22 protein-coding genes and 1 tRNA gene are annotated in these 25208 nt (G+C 60.0%); 12 read left to right on the top strand and 11 right to left on the bottom strand.

Annotated features, from left to right (window positions below; all coding sequences use genetic code 11):
• The first annotated feature begins 25 nt into the window (after nucleotides 1-25).
• From tssK to CAG44_RS28940, 8 genes are all read left to right on the top strand, one after another.
• On the top strand, nucleotides 26-1363 hold the full coding sequence (gene tssK / locus CAG44_RS13860; protein ID WP_085590447.1) for a type VI secretion system baseplate subunit TssK: 1338 nt from the start codon (nucleotides 26-28) through the stop codon (nucleotides 1361-1363).
• Nucleotide 1364: 1 nt separating this feature from the next.
• Nucleotides 1365-2234, top strand: a complete 870-nt coding sequence (gene icmH, locus CAG44_RS13855; protein WP_085692333.1) for a type IVB secretion system protein IcmH/DotU — start codon at nucleotides 1365-1367, stop codon at nucleotides 2232-2234.
• A 134-nt stretch (nucleotides 2235-2368) separates the two neighbouring features.
• Entirely contained in the window at nucleotides 2369-2893 is a 525-nt protein-coding gene (locus tag CAG44_RS13850) for an Hcp family type VI secretion system effector (protein ID WP_085692332.1), read from the top strand.
• A 74-nt stretch (nucleotides 2894-2967) separates the two neighbouring features.
• Entirely contained in the window at nucleotides 2968-4953 is a 1986-nt protein-coding gene (locus CAG44_RS13845) for a type VI secretion system Vgr family protein (RefSeq protein ID WP_085692331.1), read from the top strand.
• 48 nt (nucleotides 4954-5001) lie between these two features.
• Nucleotides 5002-5433, top strand: a complete 432-nt coding sequence (locus CAG44_RS13840) for a DcrB-related protein (RefSeq protein ID WP_047933403.1) — start codon at nucleotides 5002-5004, stop codon at nucleotides 5431-5433.
• Nucleotides 5434-5485: 52 nt separating this feature from the next.
• Nucleotides 5486-10114, top strand: a complete 4629-nt coding sequence (locus tag CAG44_RS13835) for an RHS repeat-associated core domain-containing protein (RefSeq protein ID WP_256575249.1) — start codon at nucleotides 5486-5488, stop codon at nucleotides 10112-10114.
• A gap of 6 nt (nucleotides 10115-10120) precedes the next feature.
• Complete coding sequence (locus CAG44_RS27970; RefSeq protein WP_143493898.1) at nucleotides 10121-10726, top strand: hypothetical protein; 606 nt, start codon at nucleotides 10121-10123, stop codon at nucleotides 10724-10726.
• A 345-nt stretch (nucleotides 10727-11071) separates the two neighbouring features.
• Nucleotides 11072-11503: a hypothetical protein gene (locus CAG44_RS28940; RefSeq protein WP_178076926.1), complete on the top strand. Its 432-nt coding sequence runs from the start codon at nucleotides 11072-11074 to the stop codon at nucleotides 11501-11503.
• A gap of 439 nt (nucleotides 11504-11942) precedes the next feature.
• Here the strand turns inward: CAG44_RS28940 and CAG44_RS13825 are convergent.
• From CAG44_RS13825 to CAG44_RS13795, 7 genes are all read right to left on the bottom strand, one after another.
• Nucleotides 11943-12018: transfer RNA gene (locus CAG44_RS13825), tRNA-Gly, on the bottom strand.
• A gap of 64 nt (nucleotides 12019-12082) precedes the next feature.
• Complete coding sequence (gene pgsA, locus CAG44_RS13820) at nucleotides 12083-12643, bottom strand: CDP-diacylglycerol--glycerol-3-phosphate 3-phosphatidyltransferase (RefSeq protein ID WP_025339908.1); 561 nt, start codon at nucleotides 12641-12643, stop codon at nucleotides 12083-12085.
• Nucleotides 12644-12675: 32 nt separating this feature from the next.
• The gene (uvrC, locus tag CAG44_RS13815; protein WP_013973365.1) at nucleotides 12676-14499 is read right to left on the bottom strand and encodes an excinuclease ABC subunit UvrC; all 1824 of its coding nucleotides are present in this window, start codon (nucleotides 14497-14499) and stop codon (nucleotides 12676-12678) included.
• Between the two features lie 6 nt (nucleotides 14500-14505).
• On the bottom strand, nucleotides 14506-15144 hold the full coding sequence (gene uvrY / locus CAG44_RS13810) for a UvrY/SirA/GacA family response regulator transcription factor (RefSeq protein WP_015271036.1): 639 nt from the start codon (nucleotides 15142-15144) through the stop codon (nucleotides 14506-14508).
• Between the two features lie 63 nt (nucleotides 15145-15207).
• Complete coding sequence (locus CAG44_RS13805) at nucleotides 15208-15597, bottom strand: helix-turn-helix domain-containing protein (protein ID WP_025339909.1); 390 nt, start codon at nucleotides 15595-15597, stop codon at nucleotides 15208-15210.
• 117 nt (nucleotides 15598-15714) lie between these two features.
• Nucleotides 15715-16146 carry a GNAT family N-acetyltransferase gene (locus CAG44_RS13800; protein WP_085692330.1) on the bottom strand — a complete coding sequence of 144 codons (432 nt, stop codon included), beginning with the start codon at nucleotides 16144-16146 and terminating at the stop codon, nucleotides 15715-15717.
• Nucleotides 16147-16573: 427 nt separating this feature from the next.
• Complete coding sequence (locus CAG44_RS13795; RefSeq protein ID WP_085692329.1) at nucleotides 16574-16960, bottom strand: DUF488 domain-containing protein; 387 nt, start codon at nucleotides 16958-16960, stop codon at nucleotides 16574-16576.
• A gap of 128 nt (nucleotides 16961-17088) precedes the next feature.
• Between CAG44_RS13795 and CAG44_RS13790 the strand changes: the two genes are divergently transcribed.
• Nucleotides 17089-18705, top strand: coding sequence for an inorganic phosphate transporter (locus CAG44_RS13790; RefSeq protein WP_085692328.1), 1617 nt, complete (start codon nucleotides 17089-17091; stop codon nucleotides 18703-18705).
• Nucleotides 18706-18837: 132 nt separating this feature from the next.
• Here CAG44_RS13790 and CAG44_RS13785 read toward each other — a convergent pair whose 3' ends face one another.
• From CAG44_RS13785 to CAG44_RS13775, 3 genes are all read right to left on the bottom strand, one after another.
• Nucleotides 18838-19533 (bottom strand): glutathione S-transferase N-terminal domain-containing protein, encoded by a 696-nt coding sequence (locus tag CAG44_RS13785; protein ID WP_085692327.1) that lies wholly within the window; start codon nucleotides 19531-19533, stop codon nucleotides 18838-18840.
• An 87-nt stretch (nucleotides 19534-19620) separates the two neighbouring features.
• The gene (locus CAG44_RS13780; RefSeq protein ID WP_046615602.1) at nucleotides 19621-20118 is read right to left on the bottom strand and encodes a PaaI family thioesterase; all 498 of its coding nucleotides are present in this window, start codon (nucleotides 20116-20118) and stop codon (nucleotides 19621-19623) included.
• A gap of 60 nt (nucleotides 20119-20178) precedes the next feature.
• Complete coding sequence (locus tag CAG44_RS13775) at nucleotides 20179-21561, bottom strand: amino acid permease (protein ID WP_085692326.1); 1383 nt, start codon at nucleotides 21559-21561, stop codon at nucleotides 20179-20181.
• 255 nt (nucleotides 21562-21816) lie between these two features.
• Here CAG44_RS13775 and gcvA point away from each other — a divergent pair, with 255 nt between their 5' ends.
• Both gcvA and CAG44_RS13765 read left to right on the top strand, forming a co-directional pair.
• A complete protein-coding gene (gene gcvA / locus CAG44_RS13770; protein WP_015271044.1) occupies nucleotides 21817-22713 on the top strand; it encodes a transcriptional regulator GcvA in 897 nt (298 codons plus the stop codon).
• Between the two features lie 236 nt (nucleotides 22714-22949).
• Nucleotides 22950-24203, top strand: coding sequence for an aspartate aminotransferase family protein (locus CAG44_RS13765; RefSeq protein WP_085692325.1), 1254 nt, complete (start codon nucleotides 22950-22952; stop codon nucleotides 24201-24203).
• A 13-nt stretch (nucleotides 24204-24216) separates the two neighbouring features.
• On the opposite strand, the gene CAG44_RS13760 is transcribed toward CAG44_RS13765, so the two are convergent.
• Entirely contained in the window at nucleotides 24217-24519 is a 303-nt protein-coding gene (locus tag CAG44_RS13760) for a hypothetical protein (RefSeq protein WP_013973376.1), read from the bottom strand.
• Nucleotides 24520-24764: 245 nt separating this feature from the next.
• Between CAG44_RS13760 and CAG44_RS13750 the strand changes: the two genes are divergently transcribed.
• On the top strand, nucleotides 24765-25190 hold the full coding sequence (locus CAG44_RS13750) for a hypothetical protein (RefSeq protein WP_085692324.1): 426 nt from the start codon (nucleotides 24765-24767) through the stop codon (nucleotides 25188-25190).
• Nucleotides 25191-25208: the final 18 nt, after the last annotated feature.

Genomic DNA, 25208 nt, shown 5'->3' with positions numbered 1-25208 from the left:
TTACTCACGCTGACATGGAGCGCTCATGAGTTCACGTAACCCTGTCTTGTGGCCGGAAGGCCTGTTCGTCAAACCACAGCATTTCCAGCAGGCCGCCCGTGCCGCCGAAGCGGCCCTGCATCAACGTCTTGGCAGCCTGAATGCAGCTTTCTATGGCTTCAGCGAGCTGCAGTTGAACGACGAGTATCTGAGCCTGGGCAAGGTCGCCATCACCCGTGCACGGGGCATCATGCCGGACGGCACGGTGTTCGATATCCCTGCAGACCTGCCACCACCGCCACCGCTGGAAATCGAAGACGACGGCGCGAAGGACAGCGAGATCTACCTGTGCCTGCCGCTGCGCACCGAAGGTGGCCGTGAAGTAAGCTGGCCCGATAACCCCGCCAACTTCCGTTACAGCGCCCAGGCCCTGGAAATCAAGGACACGCACAGCGCCGACGGTGACCTGGTGCAGGTTGACCTGGCGGTGCCCAACCTGCAGCTCAAACGCAAGGCCGACGACAGCAGCGCCTACACCCGCCTGGCCGTGACGCGCATTCTGGAACGGCGCCCCGATGGCAGCCTGCAACTGGATGAAGGCTTCTATCCCACCAGCGTCTCAGTGCGCGCCGTACCCGCGCTGCAACGGTATCTGGAAGAAATCACCAACTCCCTGCGCGAACGTGCGCGCAACCTCGCCGCCCGTATTGGCGCCTCAGGGCAGTCCGGCATCGCCGACATTCGCGACTTCAATCTGCTGCAGGCCATGAACCGCTGGTGGCCATGCTTCCAGCATCTGGCCAGACAGGGGCAGACCCACCCCGAACAGTTGTACCTGTGCATGAGCCAGGCCTGTGGCGAGTTCGTGACGTTTACCGACGAGAGCCGGCTGCCACAGGAATACCCCGCCTATCACCATACCGCGCTGCGCACCTCCTTCAAGCCGCTGGAGGACACGCTACGCCGGGCACTGAGCACGGTGCTGCAACCCCGCGCCGTTTCGCTGCCGCTGGAGACGCTGGAGTACGGCTTGCTGACAACCACGCTGGAGGATCGGCGCCTGATCGACGAGGCCGACTTCATTCTGGCAGTGCGAGCCCACATGCCGCCTCAGACATTGCGTCGGATGTTCGTGCAGAAGGCAAAGGTCGTCTCCCTGGAGTCGTTGAACGAGGTAGTGCCGCTGCAGCTGCCAGGTATTCCGCTGGTGCCGCTGCCCGTGGCTCCTCGGGATCTGCCCTTCCATGCAGGCTTCACCTACTTCGAGCTGGACCGTCGCACCCCGGCCTGGGCGGGCATGGAGGCATCCAGTGGCTTCGGTATCCACGTCGCGGGGGAGTTCCCGGGGCTGGAACTGCAGTTCTGGGCGATCAGGAGTGAATGAAATGAAACAAGAAAACAGCCCCTCAACTGATGCCGAACAGGTCGAAAGCGAGCAACTGCACGCGATGCTCGAGGCGTCGTTGTCCAACGACTCACCCGCACCGACATCGGCTGATGACGCTGAGCGAACGCCAAAGGCAGAGCCGGTGTATGAAGGCTACCCGGCAGACCCAGACTTCCAGCTACGTGGCGGCTACGACAACCTGATGCTGGATGCAGCCGCGCCACTGTTCGGCCTGGTGATACGCCTGCGCACACTGGATGCCTTGCCCAACATCAAGGAGGTGCACCAGCAGGTGCGCAACCAGATCGAAAACGTGCGGGAAGAGATGCGCCAGCACGGCTACGAGCCCGCTCAGTTGCTGGCGTACTCATACGGTCTTTGCCTTTTCATCGATGAAGCTGTGATGGACAGGCCTTGGGGTAAAACCAGCTGCTGGAGCCAGGAACCCCTGCTCAGCATCTTCCACGACGAAACCTGGGGTGGAGAGAAAGTCTTCACCGTACTGTCGCGCCTCATGCAGGAGCCCAAACGTTATCAGGACGCGCTGGAGTTCATGTACTTCGCGCTGTGCCTTGGTTTGAAGGGCAAGTACGCCATCGCGCCGAAGGGCGAAGAATCCCTCAACGCACTGATACATCAACTGCACGGGATCATTCGCGAGCTGCGCGGCCCTACGCCGGAGACCGTCTGCGATCCGTACACCAACGTCGCCCCAAGCAACTTCCGCATGAACCGGCAATGGCCGTGGTGGAGTCCGTTGGTCATTTCCGCCCTCGCCATGGCGGTGGCCTACGGCATCTACAGCTACCGGCTGCACCTCATTACAACCGAGGTGCTGGAGTCGCTGAACGGCATCTTGCAGCAGTAAGAGATCGGCGCGTGTCGCCACGGATTTCAACGAATTAGCGAAGCGTTTGCTTCGTTGACAAGCCCATCGTTCCCGATGGCCACGCCACCCTGGGTGCGCGTGTTTATATCCACATGGACGCAGGAGAAACTGCCATGCCAACACCCGCTTACATCACGATCGAAGGGAAGACCCAAGGCAACATCACTAAGGGTGCCTTCACCGCTGACTCCGTCGGCAACATTTACCAGGAAGGCCACGAAGACCAAATTCTGGTGCAGCAAGTCAATCATCGAATCACCGTGCCCACGGATCCGCAGAGCGGTCAGCCGGCAGGACAACGCGTGCATGGACCGCTGATCTTCACGTGCGCGTTGAACAAAGCGGTACCGCTGCTATACGGCGCGCTCTCCAGTGGAGAAATGCTGCCAAACGTCGAGCTCAGCTGGTACCGGACCTCGGTCGAGGGCACTCAAGAGCGATTCTTCACGACGAAGCTTACCGACGCGGTAATCGTCGATATCGATCTTGAAATGCCGCACGTCCAAGACGAGGACAACAAGGATTTCACTCAATTCTTCAAAGTCTCGATGGCTTACCGTGGCATTGAGTGGGAGCACATCACCGCAAGCACGGCAGGCGGGGACGACTGGCGCAAACCCAAAGAGACTGCGGTTTGATATAGCGGCACGGCAACCGGGCAGGCCTGCCTGCCCGGACTTTCTTAAATGTCAGCCGGCGACAAGGACTGCTTATGCCTGCCCAATCTGACTTGCGTTACAGCTTCCAGCCGCTGGTTGGAAAAGCTGAATTCGAAGTGGTGTCGTTCGAACTCCGAGAGGGGATCAGCATGCCCTTCGAGTTGGAGCTGAAACTCATCAGCTTCGAAAACGATATCGACTTCGGCCACCTGCTCGACAAGCCCGTACTTTTTACCATCTGGGACGGCGAACGCCCGGTGCGTTACGTGCATGGCCTGGTCAGCCGATTCAGCCAGGCTGAAAGCGGCTTCTACCGCACCTACTATCACGCGCTGGTCGAGCCCCAGCTGGCCCGGGCCGACCTGCGCTCGAACTGGCGCATCTTCCAGCAAAAGACCGTCCCGCAAATTCTCGAGCTGATGCTCCAGCGCCAGGGCATCAACCAGTACGAACTGCGCGCCAGCATGGACCATCAGGTCCGCGAGTTCTGCGTTCAGGCCGGTGAGACGGACCTGGCGTTCATCGCCCGCCTGGCTGCCGAAGAAGGCTTCGTCTACCGCTTTGCGCACAGTGAAAAGCTGCACAAGCTGATCATTACCGATCGGCTGCAATCATTCGGGCTGATCAGCCATGGGACCATCAAGGCCGAGGATGACGACGAGGGCTTCTTTGATGCCGACGAGCCTGTAGACCCTGACAGCGTGCTGTACCAAGCCACCGGCGGTGGCGATCAAGCCATGCCGTGCCTTCGCCGCTTGCGCTACAGCGAACAGGTGCGCACCGCTCGCCAGGTTCAGCGCGACTACACCTTTACCAACCCGGCCTACCGCCAGGAACACAGAGCTGCCGGGCCCTTCCTGGAGCATCAGTCCAACGAGTACGAATTCTTCGATTACCCAGGCCGTTACAAACGCGATGCGGTCGGCAAGCCGTTCACTGAAAACCGCATCACTGCGCTGCGCCACGATGTGCGTATTGCCGAGGTTGAGGGTGACGATGTTCGCCTGCAACCGGGCCTGAGCTTCACCCTGACAGGTCACCCACGTGACGACCTCAACGCGCATTGGCGGGTGAGCACGGTTACCCACAAAGGCAAACAATTCACCAGCCTGCAGGAAGAAGCCGCCGGCGCAGATTTAAGCACGCACTACGAGCAGACCGCCGCGCTGGTCCCCGGCCGGACCGAATGGCGCCCTGCCCCACTATCAAAACCATGCGTTGATGGCCCGCACATGGCTACCGTGGTCGGCCCGAAGGGAGAAGAGATCTATTGCGATGAGTGGGGCCGGGTGAAGGTCAGCTTTCCCTGGGACCGTGAAAGCCAGAACAACGAGTTCAGCTCCTGCTGGGTGCGTGTGTCGCAAGGCTGGGCCGGTGGCAGCTGGGGCGCGATGGCGATCCCGCGCATTGGCCAGGACGTGATCATCCAGTACGTCAACGGTGACCCCGACCAGCCGATGATTACCGGGCGTACCTACTGTGGTGATCAGCTCCCGCCCTACGACCTGCCCGACCACAAGACCCGCATGACCATCAAGAGCCAGACCCACAAGGGGGATGGTTTCAATGAGCTGCGCTTTGAGGACGAACTGGGCAAGGAAGAGGTGTTCATCCATGCCCAGAAGGACCAGAACACTCAGGTCAACAACAACCAGTCTCTCACCGTCGGTGTTGATAGGACCCAGAGCATTGGCCAGGACGAGTCCGTTGCCATCGGCCGCAATCGCCTGCGCGTGGTGAAAGCCAACGACACCCTGAAAGTCGGCGGCGGCAAAAACGACCTCATCGCCGGCGACTACGAGATCGAAGCAGGCAACACCCTGCGCCTCAAGTGCGGCAAGACACTGATCGAGATGCAGGCCAACGGCACGCTCAATATCACCTGCGAGACCTTCAACCTCACCGGCCAACAGACCGGACAGATCAACACGCCCGCAGCGAAGCTCGACCTCAACCCTGAGGGCGGAGCGGCAGGTGCCGCAGCGGATGGACGCGATAGCAGTGCACTGAAAGCCGATGTGGATGGGCATTTCAAGTAGCTGCTTGCACTTGCCCGTACGTAAAGACCTCCTGAAAGGACTCCCGCAATGACGGAATACCTGACTCACGACCTGATCCTCAATCTAGGCGAGGAAGCACCTGAAGACCTCACGCTCAACATGCTGCGCTTTCGTGCCCGAGACACCACGTTGGTAATGGCGCGCAGCCCCGTCGCCAATGACAAGACCCTGGACCAAGCCATCGATGACCAACTGCGGATGCTGCGAAAAAAGTCCGGGGCAATGACCATCACACCCACGAAGATCGCGCGTTTGGGGGGCGGTGAACACTCCGTCGAAGCCCGCGAAATGGCCATTGAATTCAAGGTGGGGGACAAGCCCAATTTCCAGCTCCAGGCCGCCTGCATGATTCCAGGCCAGCACCGGCTGCTGGTGATCAACTACAGCAAGCCAAGCCCTTTGAGCAGCGACGACATCGAGCACTGGCGCGCAATCAAACAAGAGCTCCGATTCACCTGACCCCTTCACCACCCAGGTCAACCTCATTCAGAACTTCTGGAGTTTGCAAGCCATGGCGCAGATCGTTCACGCCGCCCGCATGGGCGATGAAATACTGCATCCGTCCCTGATCGCCGAAATGGTCAGTGCAGTTGCAGAGGCCGTCATTTATGCCGCAGCCACCGCCGCCGTGGCTGCCGCTATCAGCCTGGCCGTTGTCGGTACTGTCGCGACGGGGGGCGCAGCTGGCATCGCCATCGCCGCCGTTGCGGGGGTGGCGGTCGGTGCGATGAGCACCCTTTCGGTCGGTGAAGACCAGACTGTCGGCGATGCCATCTCCCGCTTTTGCGACAGCCTTGGCAACAGCGTGGATGCACCCGACCCCTATGGAAAGATCGAAAGCGGGTCACACAACGTGTTCGTCAACAGCAAGCCCGCCGCTCGCGCAGCCGGTATCACAGGGCCGCCAGGAGGGGGAGCGGCCGACGCAGAGCAAGCAGAGCCTTCGATTCTGGAGAACGTGGGTTCCATGGCCATGGCGGCGGTGCCCTACCTGCTCCCGGTGGTGGGGCTGGGCATGGCGATACGCGACATCTTCAATCCGCCCGTCACCACGCCAAAGGACCCCGGCGCGGAATCCAAAGAGCAAGACAAGATTTCATGCAGCCGCCACCCGCCTTTGCCCGAAAACCATATTGCGCAAGGGTCGGACAAGGTCTTCATCAACGGCCAGCCTGCAGCGCGATCGGGTGACAAGACCACCTGCGACGCCACGATCGATGTGAATGAGAAGGTATCGCCAAATGTACGCATTGGCGGCGGGACGGCGACGGTTCGGGATATTCGCAATGGCAAGAGCAAGGTTGCGATGTTTACCGGGATCATTGCGGGGATACTCATTTCACGACGTTTTGGGCGCATCAAAGGTTGTAAATTGGGCAACCCCGTTGCGGTCGCCACGGGTAGCAAGTTCCAGGACGGTCCGGAGGATGTTGATTTCAACTTACCTGGCTTGCTGGGAATCCAATGGGCTCGTAGTTACGACAGTAGAGACTTACGCACCGGCGGCCTGTTCGGAAAGGGCTGGAGTGTTCCCTATGAAGTTGAACTGGTCCGCGTCCCGCATCCTGAAGGCGGCGAGTTGTGGATTTACGTCGATGAAGAAGGCAATCGCCTGGAACTCGGGCGCCTGCGCGCCGGCGATGCCTTTGTCAGTGTTGTGGACGGCTTGGCGTTCTTCCAGTTGGAGGATGGCCAAACAGTTGTCGAGGACATTCATGAGGGGCGCTACAAGGTTTTTGATGTCGACCCGCACGAGCCCAGTCGTTCAAGACTCATCAGGCTGAGCGACCGCAATCTCAATTACGTAGATGTGCTTTACGACAAACAAGGTCGCCTTCAAGCACTCTATGACAAGTACGGCCAGACGGTTGTCCAGCTTCACTATGATGCTGCGCATACAAGGCGCGTATGCAAGGTGTCGCGGCTCTTCCTGTCAAATAACGGTGAGCCCGTTATCGAGCGGAACGAGCTGCTGGTCAGCTACAGCTATACCGACAGTGGCCAGTTGCAAGAAGTTCTGGATGCAACGGGCCAGGTGGTGCGTAACTTCGGTTATACCGAAGAGGGCTATCTGAAGCGTCACCAACTGGCCAGCGGCGCCGTCCGCGAGTACGAGTGGGAGCGCTACACCATCCCTGAAAAACGCCCTTTGCCTGTAAAAGCAAATGGCACACCCTATCGCCTGCCACCGTTACTTGAACCGCAACCTGACCACGAATGGCGGGTGGTTCGCCACTGGGGTAGCGATGGGGAGGAGTACAAGTTCGAGTACAACCTCGAAGAAGGCGAAACCCTCGTAACAGACGGACTGGGACGTATAGACCGCTATTTCTGGGGCCCGCTGTACGACGTTTACAAGCACGTCGATGCACTTGGGAACTGCTGGCAAGCAGAGATCGTCGCCGGCCAGTTGGTCAAACGAACTGATCCACAGGGCGGCGAGTGGCAATACAGCTATGACGATATCGGGCGTCTGATCGAGACACGTGACCCGCTTGGGCGAAGCGAACGCATAAGCTATCTGCGCCACTGGGCTTTGCCCGTTCAGGTCACAGACGGAGCAGGACGTACCCGGCGCTGCGGCTACGATGCTCATGGCAATTTGCTGTGGGAGCAGGACCCACTGGGCCGGAGCACACAGTATCAATACAACCCGGAAGGTCGTGTTACCCGCGTCACCGATGCCCTCGAAAAGACCAAGCACCTGGGTTGGAACACCCGTGGCCAGTTGCTCAGCTATCGCGACTGCAGCAACAACCAGACGCTGTACCACTACGACTTGCATGGCCGCCTGAGCGAAAGCATCAATGCCCGCGGAGAGCAGACCCACTTCCGCTATGACGCTCGCGGCTATCTCATAGAAAGCGAACGACCCGATGGTCGTATCGACCGCTACGAAGTTGATACCGCCGGCCAGCTGACGCGCTACATCGATCCTGCGCAAAAGAAGCTGCAATTTCGCTACGACCGCAGCGGGCGTATGGTCGAACGGCTGGACGCCATGGGTCACAGCGTAAGATTTCGCTATGACGCCTACGGCCGACTGCTACAGCTCACCAACGAGAATAATGAGTCGTATCGCTTTGGTTGGGACAAGCTGGACCGCCTAATCGCGCAGGAAGACCTGGATGGCAGTGGTCGCATTTATGAATACGACGTGCTGGATGGGGTCACCAGCCTCACCCACGTGCCCTCTCTCCATGAACAAGCGCCTTTGTCCGAGAACGCCCCAGCAACTCGAACAACGCCGATTCGCCACGACTTCGAACGTGATGCCGTCGGCCGCCTGCTGAGCAAGCGCACCGAGGATGGCATTACCGACTACAGCTACAACACCGCCGACAACCTGTTGTCCATCACTTTCACAAATAATCAGGGTGAAGAACAGCAGCTTGAATACACCTACGACCCCGCAGGGCAACTGTTGAGCGAAACTAGCAGCGCCGGGCTGTTGCAGTATCTCTACGACGAGTTGGGCAATCTGCAGACGCTCACCCTCCCCGATCAACGCAATATCAATTACCTCTACTACGGCAGTGGGCACCTGCACCAGATCAATCTGGACGGCCGGGTCATTAGTGACTTTGAGCGTGATGCCGAGCATGACGAAGTCATGCGCACCCAAGGCAACCTGATTACGCGCACCCGTTATGACAAAAGCGGGCGCTTGAGTGGCAAGGCAATCCACTACCGCGATGCCCCCGCTGAAGTTTTGCCATTACTGGACAAAACCTATCGTTATGACGCCAGCGACAACCTTGTCGCCGAAGTGCTGACTCAGACCCAGCGCAAAGGCATGTCCTGCGCTGCCAGTGATGAAGATGCCCACCTCGAACAGGTCATCGGTCGCTTTCACAACCAACCCCATACGGGTAGGAGCTACACAGGCAGCAATCGGTATGGCTACGATCCCAACCAACAACTTCAAACCGTCCAACAGGCACGTCTCAACTGGCAGGCGACACAGGTCGAGGATTTCAAGTACGACAAGGCAGGAAACATGTTCGACGGGCCAAAGCTCAACGGACTATTGGAGCACAACCGTGTCCTCGCCTATCAGGACAAGCGCTACCGCTACGACCGCTTTGGCCGCTTAAGTGAGAAGCGAATCGGTAGCCATCGGTTGCAGCGCTTCGAGTATGACGCCGAACATAGGCTGGTGTGCCTGGAGCAGGAGAGATATGGTGAGGTTGAACGCATTGTATTCTCCTACGACCCGCTGGGGCGACGGGTCAGCAAGGCGATCTACAAGCCAGGCGAAGCTGAGCCATTATGCCGGACGCTGTTTCACTGGCAGGGATTACGCTTGCTACAAGAAGTACAGAGCTCACTGCCCACCCTTTATATCTATGCGAGCCCTAACAGCTATGAGCCACTAGCACGTATAGACGAGAATCTGAATGAAGAAGAAATACGGCATTTCCACTCCAACTTGGCCGGGTTGCCCGAACAGTTAACGGATGAAGATGGTCATACATTGTGGCGCATCGATTATCACGGTTGGGGAGCCACACGAGATGAATGGCGCAGTCCACAGCAAGAGCGCGAGCAGAATTTGCGATACCAAGGTCAGTACCTTGACCGAGAGACGGGGCTACACTACAACACGTTCAGATTTTATGATCCAGATGTGGGAAGGTTCACCACACCGGATCCTGCAGGGTTGGCAGGTGGAATAAACCTCTACCAGTACGGCCCCAACACCGCCGCATGGATCGACCCTCTGGGGCTTTGCCGCCGGGGGAATACACTAACGAAACGTCACATGGATCAAATTAGAGATCAGTTCTTACGTGACAATAAACTCTCACCTATGTCGCATACTCAAGGGGGACGACAGACAGGGACTGGCATTGAACTTAGAGAGACATACTTAAAGCCTCTACCTGGAGGATTAGGTCGGAAGGGAGGTTCATATACAGACATGACATTCACTGATGCCAAGGGCCGAACCGTATACATTCAAACAGTGGACAAAGGGAAAATCAACGGAATGTCACAACGCGAATGGGATAATGCCATCCGAATCACGAAACAAGACCCTAGCGCTATCGTAATCACCATCGTCAAAGGGAAAATTACCAGCCCAGGATCTTTAGACACCACCAACATGCCAGTCGGGCAAATCATAATAAGGTAATCAATAATGGCCAACAAAACACCAACACTCCTAGTATTTATGACGAAAGCCGATGAACTTAGCTTCTCCAAAGAACTGCTATCTCAACTTCCCGAGATAACATTTATCGAGACAGGAAAATGGGAGGAGCGATCACCCAAAATGATGCCCACGTTAAATGAATGCCACAATGACAGCCCACAGCACTCCATATGGAACAAACTAATACTACCAGAGCACATATACAGCAAAAATTATATATTCCCCAACGAGGATAGAAACTCCTACTTCGGGGCGACGATCGGCCCTGGTCTCATCCAGTACATCAGACCCAACATAGCAGACTACGATCCCACCTGCCTTCGAAATGGAAGACTATCTGCTTCATACGACCCCAAGAAAGACCCGGCAACCGATTTGTTTGTAAAAACAGTATTTAAGATAGCTAGGAAGGGAGCGATGCAACTTTTTTCAATTGACCGCAAAAGCGGCAACATTTCCGAAAAACCAGAAAATAATTTCCTTGCATGGCCAGACGCTGCTAGTTATTACAGCGGACAAAATGGAAAGTACCTCACGAATAACGCCTTTGCATATTTCGTAGCAAGTAAAAAGCAACCCGATATCAAATAACCCTAACGAGTTCAGGAAAAGCATCTCATGACGACAACAGTTGTCACCTCAAAGCAGCGCCTAGGGCATGTACTCACCAGTAAATATGTTCAGAGTGCGCCTAGGCCTTGCCCCAAGAATTCGAGTCAGAGAGTTTCATTTCAAAACCCAAGAGGAAAGAAATAGAAACGTCTCGATCGAGCTATACCACCGCCACTGACCTCAACGCGACGGCAAACACATTCACACCCCATACAACCTTGAAAAAGTAACAGCTTGGAAGCATGCAGCCAAAGATCCCTGCAGACACCCAGGGAGTGAGTTAATTGAGGTATTGCGAGATCTAATAATTACAAAGGATTTTAAATGAAACTTTCCGAACTTATGCAGTCCGACACCTACACTACCTTCCTTGACGACTTAGACAAGCACATCCCTGAGAAAATAGATAGAAGCTCAAAAGTTCACAAACCCATTATAAATCTAATGGAAAAATGGATGCAACATGCCTCGCTTTCTTGCGAAGATTTGCTGCACGCCATATCAAACCACCAAAAACATTTAATTGCTTACATCATAAAAAAACAAGCCACCTACAGAGAGCCAAATGGAGGCAGAGACAATATAATCAATCACGCCCCCAAGGTAAATTTCCCAATCGGCCACACTATTGAATACTACATAATATCGAAGAGAAAAATCGAACTACCAGAATACATAATAAAGATCCGAATACCCTACCCCAGACAATACGCAAGGGAAATTGAAAGAATATTCACTGAAACCAAGCCCTCATGACCAAAGTTGCTGTACCGGGAAAATTCTAACAATTTTCCCCGAGCTGCAATAAGCAACTTCTTGACGCAGCAAAGTCGATTTTCAGGCATCGATCGCCTCCAAACCAGGGCTTTGCCCTAGTTCGTGGATGCTGCAGGCGCCCCCACCTTCAGCCGGTAGCTGCTGGGCTTGATGAAGAAGATCGGAGACCACACCTCACACCTCGTCCGAATATTCACAACGCTTAGCCATCACAGAATGCCTTTCCGTCGATGCGGGGGGACTCTACAAAGTTTCAGCGTTCGAGGGGCGGTGATTGGGTTTCTTGGGATTTCGTACAAAGCCTGGAAAGGCCCGAATGCCCGCGGATCCTGATGGATCTGACTGAAACGAAAAAAGACGCCGAAGCGTCTTTTTTCAATGATTTACAGACTTCCATGAAACCCTGTAAATCTATATTTGGAGCGGGAAACGAGACTCGAACTCGCGACCCCGACCTTGGCAAGGTCGTGCTCTACCAACTGAGCTATTCCCGCGTCGTGATGGGTGCCATTCTAGCGATTTCTAAAACAGCGTCAACCCCTTGATTCAAAAAAACTTTTATTTCTGCTCAGAGCCTTCGCGCAGGTGCGGCCAGGCGGCCAGCAGGTAGTGCACCATCGACCACAGGGTCAGCCCCGCCGCCACCAGCAGCAGCGCGTAACCGAGGATTACCCAGAAGGTCACCGCTGGCGGGTTGCCCAGCAGGATCACCAGCGCGAGCATCTGCGCCGCGGTTTTCCACTTGCCGAGGTTGGACACCGCCACATGCGCCCGCGCGCCCAGCTCGGCCATCCACTCGCGCAGCGCCGAAACCACGATCTCGCGGCCGATGATCACCGCGGCCGGCAGGGTCAGCCAGAAGTTGGCGTGGGTCTGCACCAGCAGCACCAGGGCCACCGCCACCATCAGCTTGTCGGCCACAGGGTCGAGGAAGGCACCGAACGGCGTGCTCTGCTGCAGGCGGCGCGCCAGGTAGCCGTCCAGCCAGTCGGTGGCGGCGGCAACGGCGAACACGCTGCTGGCGGCCATGTAGCTCCAGTGATAGGGCACATAGAACAGCAGGATGAAGATCGGGATGAGCAGGACGCGTAGAACGGTGAGCAGGTTTGGAATATTCATCGGTACGACTGGCCGCAAGTTGAGCCCGCATTCTACTCGCTATGCAGGCTGGCATAAATCGACTCGGCAAGCTTTTTACTGATGCCGGGTGCTTTGGCGATTTCATCGACACTGGCGCGGTTGAGCTCCTGCAGGCCGCCGAAATGTTTCAGCAGGTCGCGCCGGCGCTTGGGCCCGACCCCGGCCACATCCTCCAGGCTGGACACCCGGCGGGCCTTGCCGCGGCGGGCGCGGTGGCCGGTGATGGCGAAACGGTGGGCCTCGTCGCGGATCTGCTGAATCAGGTGCAAGGCCGGTGAGTCGCCCTTGAGGGTGAACTCATGGTGCACGTCGTTCAGGTACAGGGTTTCAAAACCGGCCTTGCGCGTCACGCCCTTGGCCACGCCAAGCAGGGTCAGGTCGCTGAAGCCCAGCTCCTGCATCACGTCACGGGCCATGTTCAGCTGGCCTTTGCCGCCGTCCACCAGCAGCACATCGGGCAGCTTGCCCTCGCCATCCTTGATGCGCCCGTAGCGGCGGGTCAGGGCCTGGTGCATGGCGGCGTAGTCGTCACCAGCGGTGACGCCTTCGATGTTGAAGCGGCGGTAGTCGGACTTGAGCGGGCCTTCGGGGCCGAACACCACGCAGCTGGCCACGGTGGCTTCGCCGCTGGAATGGCTGATGTCGTAGCACTCCAGGCGCTGCGGCACCTCGTCCAGGCCCAGCACCTCGGCCAGGGCCTCGAAACGTGCGGCCATGTGCTGGCGGTTGGCCAGGCGGGCATTGAGCGCCTGCTCGGCGTTGGTCACCGCCAGCTGCTGCCAGCGGGCGCGGGTACCGCGTACCCGGTGGCTGATGGTCAGCTCACGGCCGCGCAGGGTCTGCAGGGCTTCGCTGATGGCGGCGAAGTCTTCGTGCACCACGTTGACGATCAGTTCACCCGGCAATTCACGCTCGGCATTGCCCAGGTAGTACTGGGAAAGGAACGCGGCCATCACTTCGGCCACCTCCTCCTCGATGCCTACCTGCGGGAAGAAGTTCTTGCTACCCAGCACCCGCCCGCCGCGCACGCTGATCAGGTGCACGCAGGCGCCGCCGGGGTTGACGAAGGCGGCGATAACGTCGACGTCGCCGCTGCCGCCTTCGATGTACTGCTGGTCCTGGACGCGGCGCAGCAAGGCGATCTGGTCGCGCAACTCGGCGGCCTTCTCGAAATTGAGGGCCATGGCGGCCTTCTCCATCTCGGCATTGAGCTCGTTGCCCAGTTGCTGGCTACGCCCTTCGAGGAACATCACCGAGTGGCGCACGTCCTCGGCATATTCCTCGGCGGTCACCAGGCCTGTGCAGGGCCCTTTGCAGCGTTTGATCTGGTACTGCAGGCATGGCCGGGTGCGGTTGGCGTAGTAGCTGTCTTCGCACTGGCGCACCGAAAATGCCTTTTGCAGCAGGCTGAGGCTTTCGCGAATGGCGCCGGCGCTGGGGTACGGGCCAAAGTAGCGGCCCTTGGCCTTCTTCGCCCCACGGTGAATGCCCAGCCGCGGAAACTCGCCGTCGGAAAGGAACACGTAGGGGTAGGATTTGTCATCGCGCAGCAGGATGTTGTACGGCGGCCGCCACTCCTTGATCAGGTTCTGCTCCAGCAGCAGCGCCTCGGTTTCGTTGGCGGTGATGGTGGTTTCGACCTGGGCGATGCGGGCCACCAGCGCGGCGGTCTTGGGCGCCAGGCCGGTCTTGCGGAAATAGCTGGCCAGGCGCTTCTTGAGGTTCTTGGCCTTGCCCACGTAAAGCAGCCGGGCTTCGCCGTCGAACATCCGGTAGACGCCCGGGCGACCACTGCAGGTAGCCAGGAATGCGCTGGCATCGAAAACTTGGGACATGAGGTTTTACAGGCTTGCGTCGACCATACCGTGGCGAACGGCCAGCAAGGTCAGTTCGACGTCGCTGGTGACCGAGAGTTTTTCAAAGATCCGATAACGGTAAGTATTGACGGTCTTGGGCGAGAGGCACAACTTGTCGGAGATGATCTGCACTTTCTGGCAGCCGACGATCATCAGGGCAATCTGGATTTCCCGCTCCGACAAGGCATCGAACGGCGAGCCCTGTGGCTGGAATGGCTTCAGCGCCATCTGCTGGGCAATCTGGGGGCTGATGTAGCGCTGGCCGGCGAAGGCCAGGCGGATGGCCTGGACCATTTCGTCAAGGCCGGCACCCTTGGTCAGGTAGCCAGCAGCGCCGGCCTGCAGCAGGCGCGTGGGGAACGGGTCTTCCTCGCACACGGTCACGGCAACCACCTTGATGTCCGGGTGGCTGCGCAGCAGCTTGCGGGTGGCCTCCAGGCCGCCGATGCCGGGCATTTTCACATCCATCAGCACCACATCCGGCTTCAGTTCACGGGCCAGCCTGAGCGCCGACTCGCCCGAATCGCCCTCACCCACCACCTGCAGGCCATCGATGTCGGCCAGCATGCGTGTAATACCGGTTCGTACCAGATCGTGATCGTCGACCACTAAGACCCTAATCAAGCACACACCTCGTCAGCAGGGCGATTGGATCCCGCCACCTTAACAAAATTTTTCACGGCGGACCTAACGCATTCCTTCTGTCAGAAACACCTGACGTTCAACCGTAAGCGGCCTCACTGTCTGCCGGGATTTGTCGTTGTTGGTCAAACGCCGCAACAAGTGCCAGAGTGCCGCCTGATCGTCGCACGACAACTGCCGGAAAGCCCCCAGCAAACCGGACTCATCGGCGCTCAACCCCTCGAGCGGTGCCGGGGTGCGGATACCGCTGAGCACATAGAGTGCATCCACGCCCCGGGTTGCCAATGCCGCAAGGTAATCGACCCGCGGCGAGCGTTCACCACTCTCGTATTTGCCCTGGGCATTGGGTTCGACCCCGCCGATATCGCCAAACACGCGCTGGGTCATCCCCAGACGCTCACGCTCTTCCCGCAGCCGCGGACCGATTCCATTCATGGGGGGCTCCTTATCCCTGATCACACTCATGTACGGCCTACCCACCTGCAGGCGGCCGTGAACGCCGGAGTTCACTATGCCGATGCTCACCAGTCGCGACAAGCCATCATTGAGCTATTAGTCGATCGTGCGCTGCATGCGCACAAAGCAATCGTCCTCACCCATTTCGACGAAGCCGTGGCGCTGGTAGAGCACACGCGCCGGGTTGTTGCGAAACACCATCAGCCGCAACAGCGGCAGGTGCCGCTGGCGGGCCCACAGTGCCAACTGCTCCAGCACCCAGCTGCCCACCCCACGCCGACGGTGCTCGGGTAGCAGGTGCAACTCGCGGATGAACAACGCCTGGCGGTCCTGGCTGAGGCTGCAGAAGCCGAGCACGGCATCGCCTTCGGTCACCAGCCACTGCTCGCGCCAGCCCCAGGCTTCGTCGAAGGCTTCCTCTAGCCACAGCAGGTCGTATTCGCGGTAGTACGGCAGCATGGCGCGGCGCGTGAGGTCGCGGGCGAAAGTGCGGTGGGTGTCGTTGGCGGGGGTCAGTTTCAGGGACATCACATTTCAGACTCTTCGGTTTGCCAGGCCCGGCCCTATCGCCGGCAAGCCAGCTCCCACAGGTACGGCGATAGCCTTGAAGGCAGCGCTGTACCTGTGGAGCAACTGTCTTGTGTTGCCTGTTTTGGCCTCATCGCCGGCAAGCCAGCTCCCACAGGTACAGCGATAGTCTTGAAGGCAGCGCCGTACCTGTGGAGCAACTGTCTTGTGTTGCCTGTTTTGGCCTCATCGCCGGCAAGCCAGCTCCCACAGTTACAACGATCGCCTTGAAGGCAGCGCTGTACCTGTGGAGCAACTGTCTTGTGTTGCCTGTTTTGGCCTCATCGCCGGCAAGCCAGCTCCCACAGGTACGGCGATAGCCTTGAAGGCAGCGCAGTACCTGTGGGAGCTGGCTTGCCGGCGATAGGGCCAGTACAACGAATACCAATCATTGGGCGTAGCACACGGGCGAACTGCCGGGCCCACGGCGATCCAGTTCGTCCTCCAGCCATTCAGCCAACACCCGGGCATTGTTGTGCTCGGTATCCTTGCCCGCATAAAGCAATGTCAGCGTGCCCTTTCCAGCCAGGTCCAGCAGCGGGTACCAGTGCTCGGGGTGGGCCGCCAGCTCTTGCTGGTAACGCTGGGTGAAGCCGGCGAAATCCACTTCACCCTGGTGAAACGCCTTGCGCAACTCATCCGAGGGTGCAACTTCGCGCAACCACTGCCCGTGCAGGTCTTCCTTGCGCTTGTTACGCGGCCAAAGGCGATCGACCAGCACACGCTGACCGTCATCTTGCTCAACCGCTTCGTAGACACGCTTGCAGCGAATCATGGTTTTCTCCTGCCACTACCGTCCGTCTTGAGCCTAGATAAATCATTGATCGAGGTCACGGCCGGGTTACGAATTGTTTCTATGCTCAAGGCCTTCGGCACCCTTGCCCCACCCCGACCGGAGCCACCATGGCAACCCCTTCACTGGCCAGCCTGCCGCAACTGGCCCAACGCGATGCCCGCCCGCAACTTGCCCACAAGCCCGGGCGAGCCACCCTGGTGTTGTTCTTCGGCCTGCTGCTGGCCGGTATCGCCTACACCGCCTGGAGCCTTAAGCAGGATGTGACGGCCAGCGGCACGGTAATCACCACGGTCACACCATTCCTGCTGCTGGGCCTGGCGTTGCTGATTGCCCTGGGCTTCGAGTTCGTCAATGGCTTCCATGACACCGCCAACGCAGTGGCCACCGTCATCTACACCCACTCGTTGCCTGCCCCCGTCGCCGTGGTCTGGTCCGGGCTGTGCAACTTCCTCGGTGTGCTGCTTTCCAGCGGCGCGGTGGCGTTCGGCATCATCGCCCTGCTGCCGGTGGAGCTGATTCTGCAGGTCGGCTCCTCGGCCGGCTTCGCCATGGTCTTCGCCCTGCTGCTGGCAGCGATCATCTGGAACCTCGGCACCTGGTGGCTGGGCCTGCCGGCCTCATCCTCGCACACCCTGATCGGTTCGATCATCGGCGTGGGCGTGGCCAATGCGCTGATGCACGGGCGCGACGGTACCAGCGGCGTGGACTGGGCCCAGGCCAGCAAGGTCGGTTATGCCCTGCTGTTCTCGCCACTGCTCGGCTTTGCCTGTGCCGCCCTGTTGCTGCTGGCCCTGCGCGCGCTGGTCAAGCGCAAGGCGCTGTACCAGGCGCCGGAAGGCCAGACACCACCACCGTGGTGGATTCGCGGCGTACTGATCCTGACCTGCACCGGGGTGTCCTTTGCCCACGGCTCCAACGACGGCCAGAAAGGCATGGGCCTGATCATGCTGATTCTGGTTGGCACCCTGCCGATGGCTTACGCATTGAACAAGACCATGCCCAATGAACAGGCCTTGCAGTTTTCCGCAGTCGCCGAGGTAACCCGCCAGGCACTGGTGCGCGGCGCCCCGCAAGCAGCACCGGCCGACCCACGCCAGGTGCTGACCACTTTCATTGCCGAGCCCAGAGCCAACCCGCAACTGATACCGGCGCTGGCGGCACTGGCCGGCATGATCGGCGAAGAGGTCAAAGGTTATGGCTCGCTCAAGCGGGTACCGGCCGAAGCCATGGCCAACGTGCGCAACGACATGTACCTGACCAGCGAAGCCATCCGCCTGATCGAGAAGAACCAGCTGGTGGTGTTCGATGCAGGCACCCGTAGCCAGGTGCTGCTGTTCAAGACCCAGCTGGACGACGCCACCCGCTACATCCCGCTGTGGGTGAAAGTGGCCGTGGCCATCGCACTGGGGCTGGGCACCATGGTCGGCTGGCGGCGCATCGTGGTGACGGTAGGCGAGAAGATCGGCAAGGCCCACCTCAGCTATGCCCAAGGGGCTTCGGCCGAAGTGGTGGCAATGTGCACCATTGGTGCGGCGGACATGTTCGGGTTGCCGGTGTCGACCACCCACGTGCTGAGTTCCGGGGTGGCCGGGACCATGGTGGCCAACGGGTCGGGCATACAGAAGCGCACGCTGGTCAACCTGCTGATGGCCTGGGTGCTGACCTTGCCGGCAGCGATGCTGTTGGCCGGCAGCCTGTACTGGCTGCTGCACCACATTTTCTGAACCTGAAGTCAGTTTCGCCTTCACTGGCCCTATCGCCGGCAAGCCAGCTCCCACAGGAACACCACAGGCCTCAAGCCCTGTGCATTACCTGTGGGAGCCGGCTTGCCGGCGATAGGGCCCTTACAGCCAACATCAACCTGGAATTTTCAGCCCGCGTTGCACGGCCGGCCGCTCGAGGAACGCCGCCAGCACCCGCTGCACTTCCTTGAACTGATCGAAGCCGACCAAATCTCGGGCGTTGTAACGCTCAACCAGGTTACGCACCCACGGGAAGATCGCGATATCGGCAATGCTGTACTCGTCGACCATCCATTCCCGGCCTTTCAGATGCCGGTCCAGAACACCGAGCAGGCGCTTGGACTCGTTGACATAACGATCCCGCGGGCGCTTGTCCTCGTATTCCTTGCCAGCAAAGAAATGGAAGAACCCGACCTGGCCGAACATCGGCCCGATGCCACCCATCTGGAACATCAGCCACTGCAAGGTCTGGTAACGCTGGGCCGGGTCCTGGCTGAGCAACTGGCCGCTCTTCTCTGCCAGGTACTGCAGGATCGCCCCCGACTCGAACAGCGGCAGCGGCCGGCCGCCAGGGCCATTGGGGTCGAGGATGGCGGGGATCTTGTTGTTGGCGCTGAGCGAGATGAACTCGGGGCTCAGCTGGTCATCGTTGTCGAAGCTGACCTTGTGCGGCTCATAGGCCAGGCCGATCTCTTCGAGCATGATCGACACCTTGACGCCGTTGGGCGTCGGCAGCGAATACAGCTGCAGGCGCTCGGGGTCTCTGGCGGGCCACTTGCGGGTAATGGGGAAAGCACTGAGATCGGTCATGATCAACCTTGCCTGGGGAATGAACCTCTCACTCTAGAGACATCCCCGGCCGCTGACCATCACCGACCACTCATCAGCACCGGCGGCTCAGGCCTGGCCGTGGGCCTTGAGCTTGAGCTTTTCGGTATCGACACGAACGAACACCGAGTCGGCAGTCACTGTCAGCACATCGTCGGCCCAAACTTCGCAGATCACCCGGGTCTTGCGCCCTACTTCACCTTCCACACGCGCCTTGAGCAACAATTCGACACCCATGGGCGTGGGCTTGAGGTAGTTCAGGCCAAGGCTGCCAGTGACACAGTCGATGCGCGGCAGGCTGCCCGCTTCGCGACCTTCGTTGCGGTAGTGGTAAGCCATTGCCGTCCAGTTGGAGTGGCAGTCGACCAGCATCGCCAGCAGCCCGCCGTAGACCAGGCCGGGCCAGCCGATGAAGGTGCTGTCGGGCGCGTGCCGGCACACCAGGTGGATGCCGTCGGCGTCCCAGTGGCTTTGCAGATGCAGGCCGCTGGGGTGGGAGCAACCGCAGCCGTAGCAGGTGCCGTCGGGTGCGGCAAGGGCCTGGAGGGAAAGGGGGTGGTCGTTCATACGCTTCCTGTGCTTATTGATATGGGGGGCGCGCAACGCCCCCACATTAAAGCAGAAACATCAGGCCGTCTGGGCAACCACCCTGGCGCGCCGCTGGGTCAGCGAAACCAGCAGGATAAACGCGGTCACCCCGGCGGTCATCAGCGTCTCGTAGCGGTAGGCATCGCTGAACAGCATGTAGCCCAGCACCATGACGATGGTGCCGATCACCAGCCAGGTCAGCCATGGGAACAGCCACATCTTCAGCTCCAGCGGCCGCCCTTCACGCTCGGCACGGGCCCGCATGCGCAGCTGCGAAACGGCAATCACCAGGTACACCAGCAAGGCGATGGCGCCGGTGGTGGACAGCAGGAAGCCGAATACCTTGCCCGGGAACACATAGTTGACGAAGCACCCGGCAAAGCCGGCCAGGGTCGAGAAGATGACCGCCACGGTCGGTACGCCAGAGCCGGAAATACGTTTGGTAACGCTCAGCGCCTGGCCACGGGCACCCAGCGAATAGAGCATGCGCGACGCAGTGTACAGGCCCGAGTTCATGCAGCTGGTCACGGCCACCAGCACCACGATATCCACCAGCAGCTTGGCGCCCGGCACGTTCAGCACTTCCAGCACGCGCTGGAACGAGCCCACTGCTTTCAGGCCCGGGTCGTTCCATGCCACCAGCGATACCACCAGGAAGATCGACGCCAGGTAGAAGATGGCGATGCGGTACACCACCAGGTTGGTAGCGCGGCGGATCTTGTCTTTGGGGTTGGCGGTTTCGTCAGCGGCAATGGTGACGATTTCGGCACCGAAGAACGAGAAGATGGTGATCAGCACGCCACCGAGCACGGTGCCGAAACCGTTGGGCATGAAGCCGCCGTTGTCCCACAACCGGCTGACCCCGGACACCTCGGCCAGCGGCCAGACGCCAAACACCGCCAGGCTGCAGACCACGATGAAGGCGATGATCGCCACCACCTTGACCAGCGCGAACCAGTACTCGAAGGCACCGAAGTTCTTCACGCTGATCAGGTTGGTACCCGACAGCATCAGCATGATCAGGAAGGCGAACAGCCACGACGGCACGCCAGGGAAGTAGGCATGCAGGATGTCGGCGCCGGCAATGGCCTCGACCGGAATGATCAGTACCCAGAACCACCAGTACAACCAGCCGATGGTAAAGCCCGCCCAAGGGCCGATGGCTTCGGAGGCATAGGTGGAAAACGAGCCGCTGTTGGGGTTGGCGATGGCCATTTCGCCCAGCATGCGCATCACCAGCAGGACCAGCAGGCCGGTCATGGCGTAGGAGATGAGGATGGCCGGGCCGGCGGTGGCGATGGCGTTGGAGGAACCGATGAACAGGCCGGCACCGATGATGCCGGCGATGGAGATCATGGATACCTGACGGGACGTCAGACCGTGCTGCAGGGAGCGCTGTTTGTTGTTGTGTAGCGAAGCCATGAAGAACCCTCGAATGGGTCGGCCGCAGCGGGGCGGCTGAAGACTGGAGCAGAATTCTTATAAATTTCTGATGTTCGTTGTTGTTGTTTTGCAGATGCCGGAAGCGGGTACTGACCTCCTCTTCGCACGACCGGTTGTAATCGTTGATCCAGGTCAGTATTAATCTATAGGCCGGGGTCAACAAACGACCTTTTCGAAACACATGATTCCGTTACGGAATGAACTCCTTCCTTTTTTGCTCGGTATTTGCCCGTCATGTCCAAACGCCTGATGCCTTCGACCACCGCCCTTCAGTGCTTCGAAGCGGCCGCCCGCCACCTCAGCTTCACCCGCGCGGCCCAGGAACTGCACCTGACCCAGAGCGCCGTCAGCAAGCAGGTGGCGCAGCTCGAGGACATGCTGTCGCACTCGCTGTTCCAGCGCATTCGCCGGCGCCTGCACCTGACCCCGGCCGGCGCGCTGTACCTCACCGAAGTGAACAAGATCCTCACCCAGATCGACATTTCCAGCCGCTACATCCTCAGCTACGGCGACGAGACCGAAGTGCTGCGCATCGCCACCCAGCCCACCTTCGGCGCGCGCTGGCTGGTACCCCGGCTGAAGGGTTTTGGCGACCGCTACCCGCGCATTCACCTGGATATCCGCAATGAGCTGGAGCCGTTCGACCTGGTGCAGGCCAAGGCAGACATTGCGTTTTTCTTCGGCCAGGGCACCTGGCCCGGGGCAACCTGCATCGAACTGTTCAGCGAGGAAGTGGTGCCGGTGTGCAGCCCGCAGCTGCTGGCCAACCACCGGTTCGACAGCGCCCAGGCGCTGACCGAACACCGCCTGCTGCAGTGCGTGTCGCGCCCGGAGGCCTGGCACGAATGGTTCCTGGGGCTGGGGCTGCATAGCCAGAACAGCTACCACGGGCCCCGCTTCGACACGTTCTACCTGTGCATCCGCGCGGCCATTGCCGGCTGCGGTATCGCCCTGATTCCGCGCTACCTGGTGGCCGAAGAGCTGAGCGAGGGCAAGCTGGTGGTGGCCTGGGATCACCCGGTGGCGAGCAATGGCCGGCACTTCATCGCCCATGCCGAGCATGCGGCCGAAGTGCCCAAGGTCAGGGCCTTCGTGCAGTGGATTCGGGAGCGGGTGGCCGAGGGGGATTGATTACTTCCTGCACTGGCCCTATCGCCGGCAAGCCAGCTCCCACAAGTACGGCACAGGTCTTGATGGCTGTGGAGTACTTGTGGGAGCTGGCTTGCCGGCGATAGGGCCGGAATGGCGGATACAAAAACCAGCTAGTTCAAGAATCCAGGGAATGACCGCAATCGAATAATTCGTTTGCGGAATAACCTGCCAACACGCTTGGATAATAAGAAATTCGAACAAAGGTCCGCGTGCCCATGAACCAGGAAAGTATCAGCCAATCCATTGCCATCGTTCACCCGATCACACTTTCCCATGGCCGTAATGCCGAAGTCTGGGACACTGACGGCAAACGTTACATCGACTTCGTCGGCGGTATCGGTGTACTCAACCTGGGCCACTGCAACCCGGCCGTGGTCGAGGCGATCCAGGCCCAGGCCGCTCGCCTGACCCACTACGCCTTCAACGCAGCCCCCCACGGCCCATACCTGGCGCTGATGGAACAACTGAGCCAATTCGTACCGGTCAGCTACCCATTGGCCGGCATGCTCACCAACAGCGGTGCGGAAGCTGCGGAAAACGCCCTGAAAGTGGCCCGTGGTGCCACCGGCAAACGCGCCATCATCGCCTTCGACGGCGGCTTCCACGGTCGCACCCTCGCCACCCTGAACCTCAACGGCAAGGTCGCCCCGTACAAGCAGCGGGTCGGTGAACTGCCGGGGCCGGTGTACCACCTGCCCTACCCCAGCGCCGACACCGGGGTTACCTGCGAACAGGCCCTCAAGGCCATGGACCGCCTGTTCAGCGTCGAGCTGGCAGTGGAGGACGTGGCGGCGTTCATCTTCGAGCCGGTGCAGGGCGAAGGCGGCTTCCTCGCCCTTGACCCAGCCTTCGCCCAGGCCCTGCGCCGCTTCTGCGACGAGCGCGGCATCCTGATCATCATCGACGAGATCCAGTCGGGCTTCGGCCGCACCGGCCAGCGCTTCGCCTTCCCGCGTCTGGGCATCGAGCCCGACCTGCTGCTGTTGGCCAAGAGCATTGCCGGCGGCATGCCGCTGGGTGCGGTGGTCGGGCGCAAGGAGTTGATGGCAGCGCTGCCAAAGGGCGGCCTGGGTGGCACCTATTCAGGCAACCCGATCGCCTGCGCAGCGGCCCTGGCCAGCCTGGCGCAGATGACCGACGAGAACGTCGCTACCTGGGGTGAGCGCCAGGAGCAGGCAATCGTGCGCCGCTTCGAGCATTGGAAGGCCTCGGGCCTGAGCCCGTTCCTCGGCCGCCTGACCGGCGTCGGCGCCATGCGCGGGATCGAGTTCGTCAATGCCGACGGCAGCCCGGCACCGGCGCAACTGGCCAAGGTGATGGAAGCGGCGCGGGCCAAGGGCCTGTTGCTGATGCCCAGCGGCAAGGCGCGGCACATCATCCGCCTGCTGGCACCGCTGACCATCGAGGCCGAAGTGCTCGAGGAGGGCCTGGATATCCTCGAGCAGTGCCTGGCGGAGCTGGGCTCCTGAGAGGAACGGGGGCTTAAAGACCCAGTTCCTGCGGGGTGAGCATGTCGGACTCGAAGGCAATCCAGCCGCCTTCGAGCTCGGCGTGGCCGTTGACGATCGGGCCGTAGTAGGTCAGGCCGTTCTCCAGGGTCACGCAGATGTGCGTGGCGTTCTTTTCGGGGGCTGCGAGCGTACCGACGAAATGCACCTTTTTCAGCGTTTCGGTCACCGCTTCCAGGCCAACGCGCATGTTGGGGTTTTCCGAGGCCTCGGCGTCGCCGCCACGGTCTTCGGCGCTGACGGTGATGGTGGCGATGTACGGGTACTTGGTGCTCAAGCGGGTTACCTCTGTGGGTGTGTAGGCGTATGGGCGCGTAGAGTACGGCAGGTGATCTCTATTGTCTCTACCGGCCTCTTCGCGGGCACGCCCGCTCCCACAGGTACTGCGCACGCCTTGGGCAATGTGCGGTCCCTGTGGGAGCGGGCGAGCCCGCGAAGAGGCCGGGCCTGCAAAAGGTGATCTGAAGGGCCCGATCTGTTAGGGTGCCCGCCGATGCACGCCACACCACACGAGGATCCCGAGTGAGCGCCGAAGAACCCCTGATCGCCGACCTGTTCGAGGTCGACAAACGCCTGTCCCTCAAGCCCGTGGTGGACTTCAACAGCTACCTGCGCAACGCCTTCGGCGAAGGCCCGTGCCGTTGCCATCGCTGCATCGAAGGTGGCGACCAAGGCACCTACAGCCACGCCCACACCTTCACCTTCGACGGCCGCCAATGGCACCGCCGCTTTGCCAGCACCTCCGGCAGCGACGTCGCCCAGGCCCTGAAAAAGGCCTGGCTGTCGTACACCAAGGCCGATCTCAACCTGATCGGCGCACTGGACCTGGCCACCCTCAAGACCTTCACCGAAGCCGCTCTGCACACGCGCCTGCTTGCCCTGTTGCCTGCCAGCGGCCTGGCCCGCGAAGTGGATGGCCAGTGGCTGCTGCAAGCCCAGGCCGACTGACGGCCCGGCGGTAAAGCA

It is taken from the genome of Pseudomonas sp. B13(2017) (assembly GCF_002113245.1).
In the GTDB taxonomy this organism is placed as follows: Bacteria; Pseudomonadota; Gammaproteobacteria; order Pseudomonadales; family Pseudomonadaceae; genus Aquipseudomonas; species Aquipseudomonas putida_Z.
Note: the sequence above shows the minus strand (reverse complement) of the source record. Positions and strands in the feature narration are given on the sequence as shown.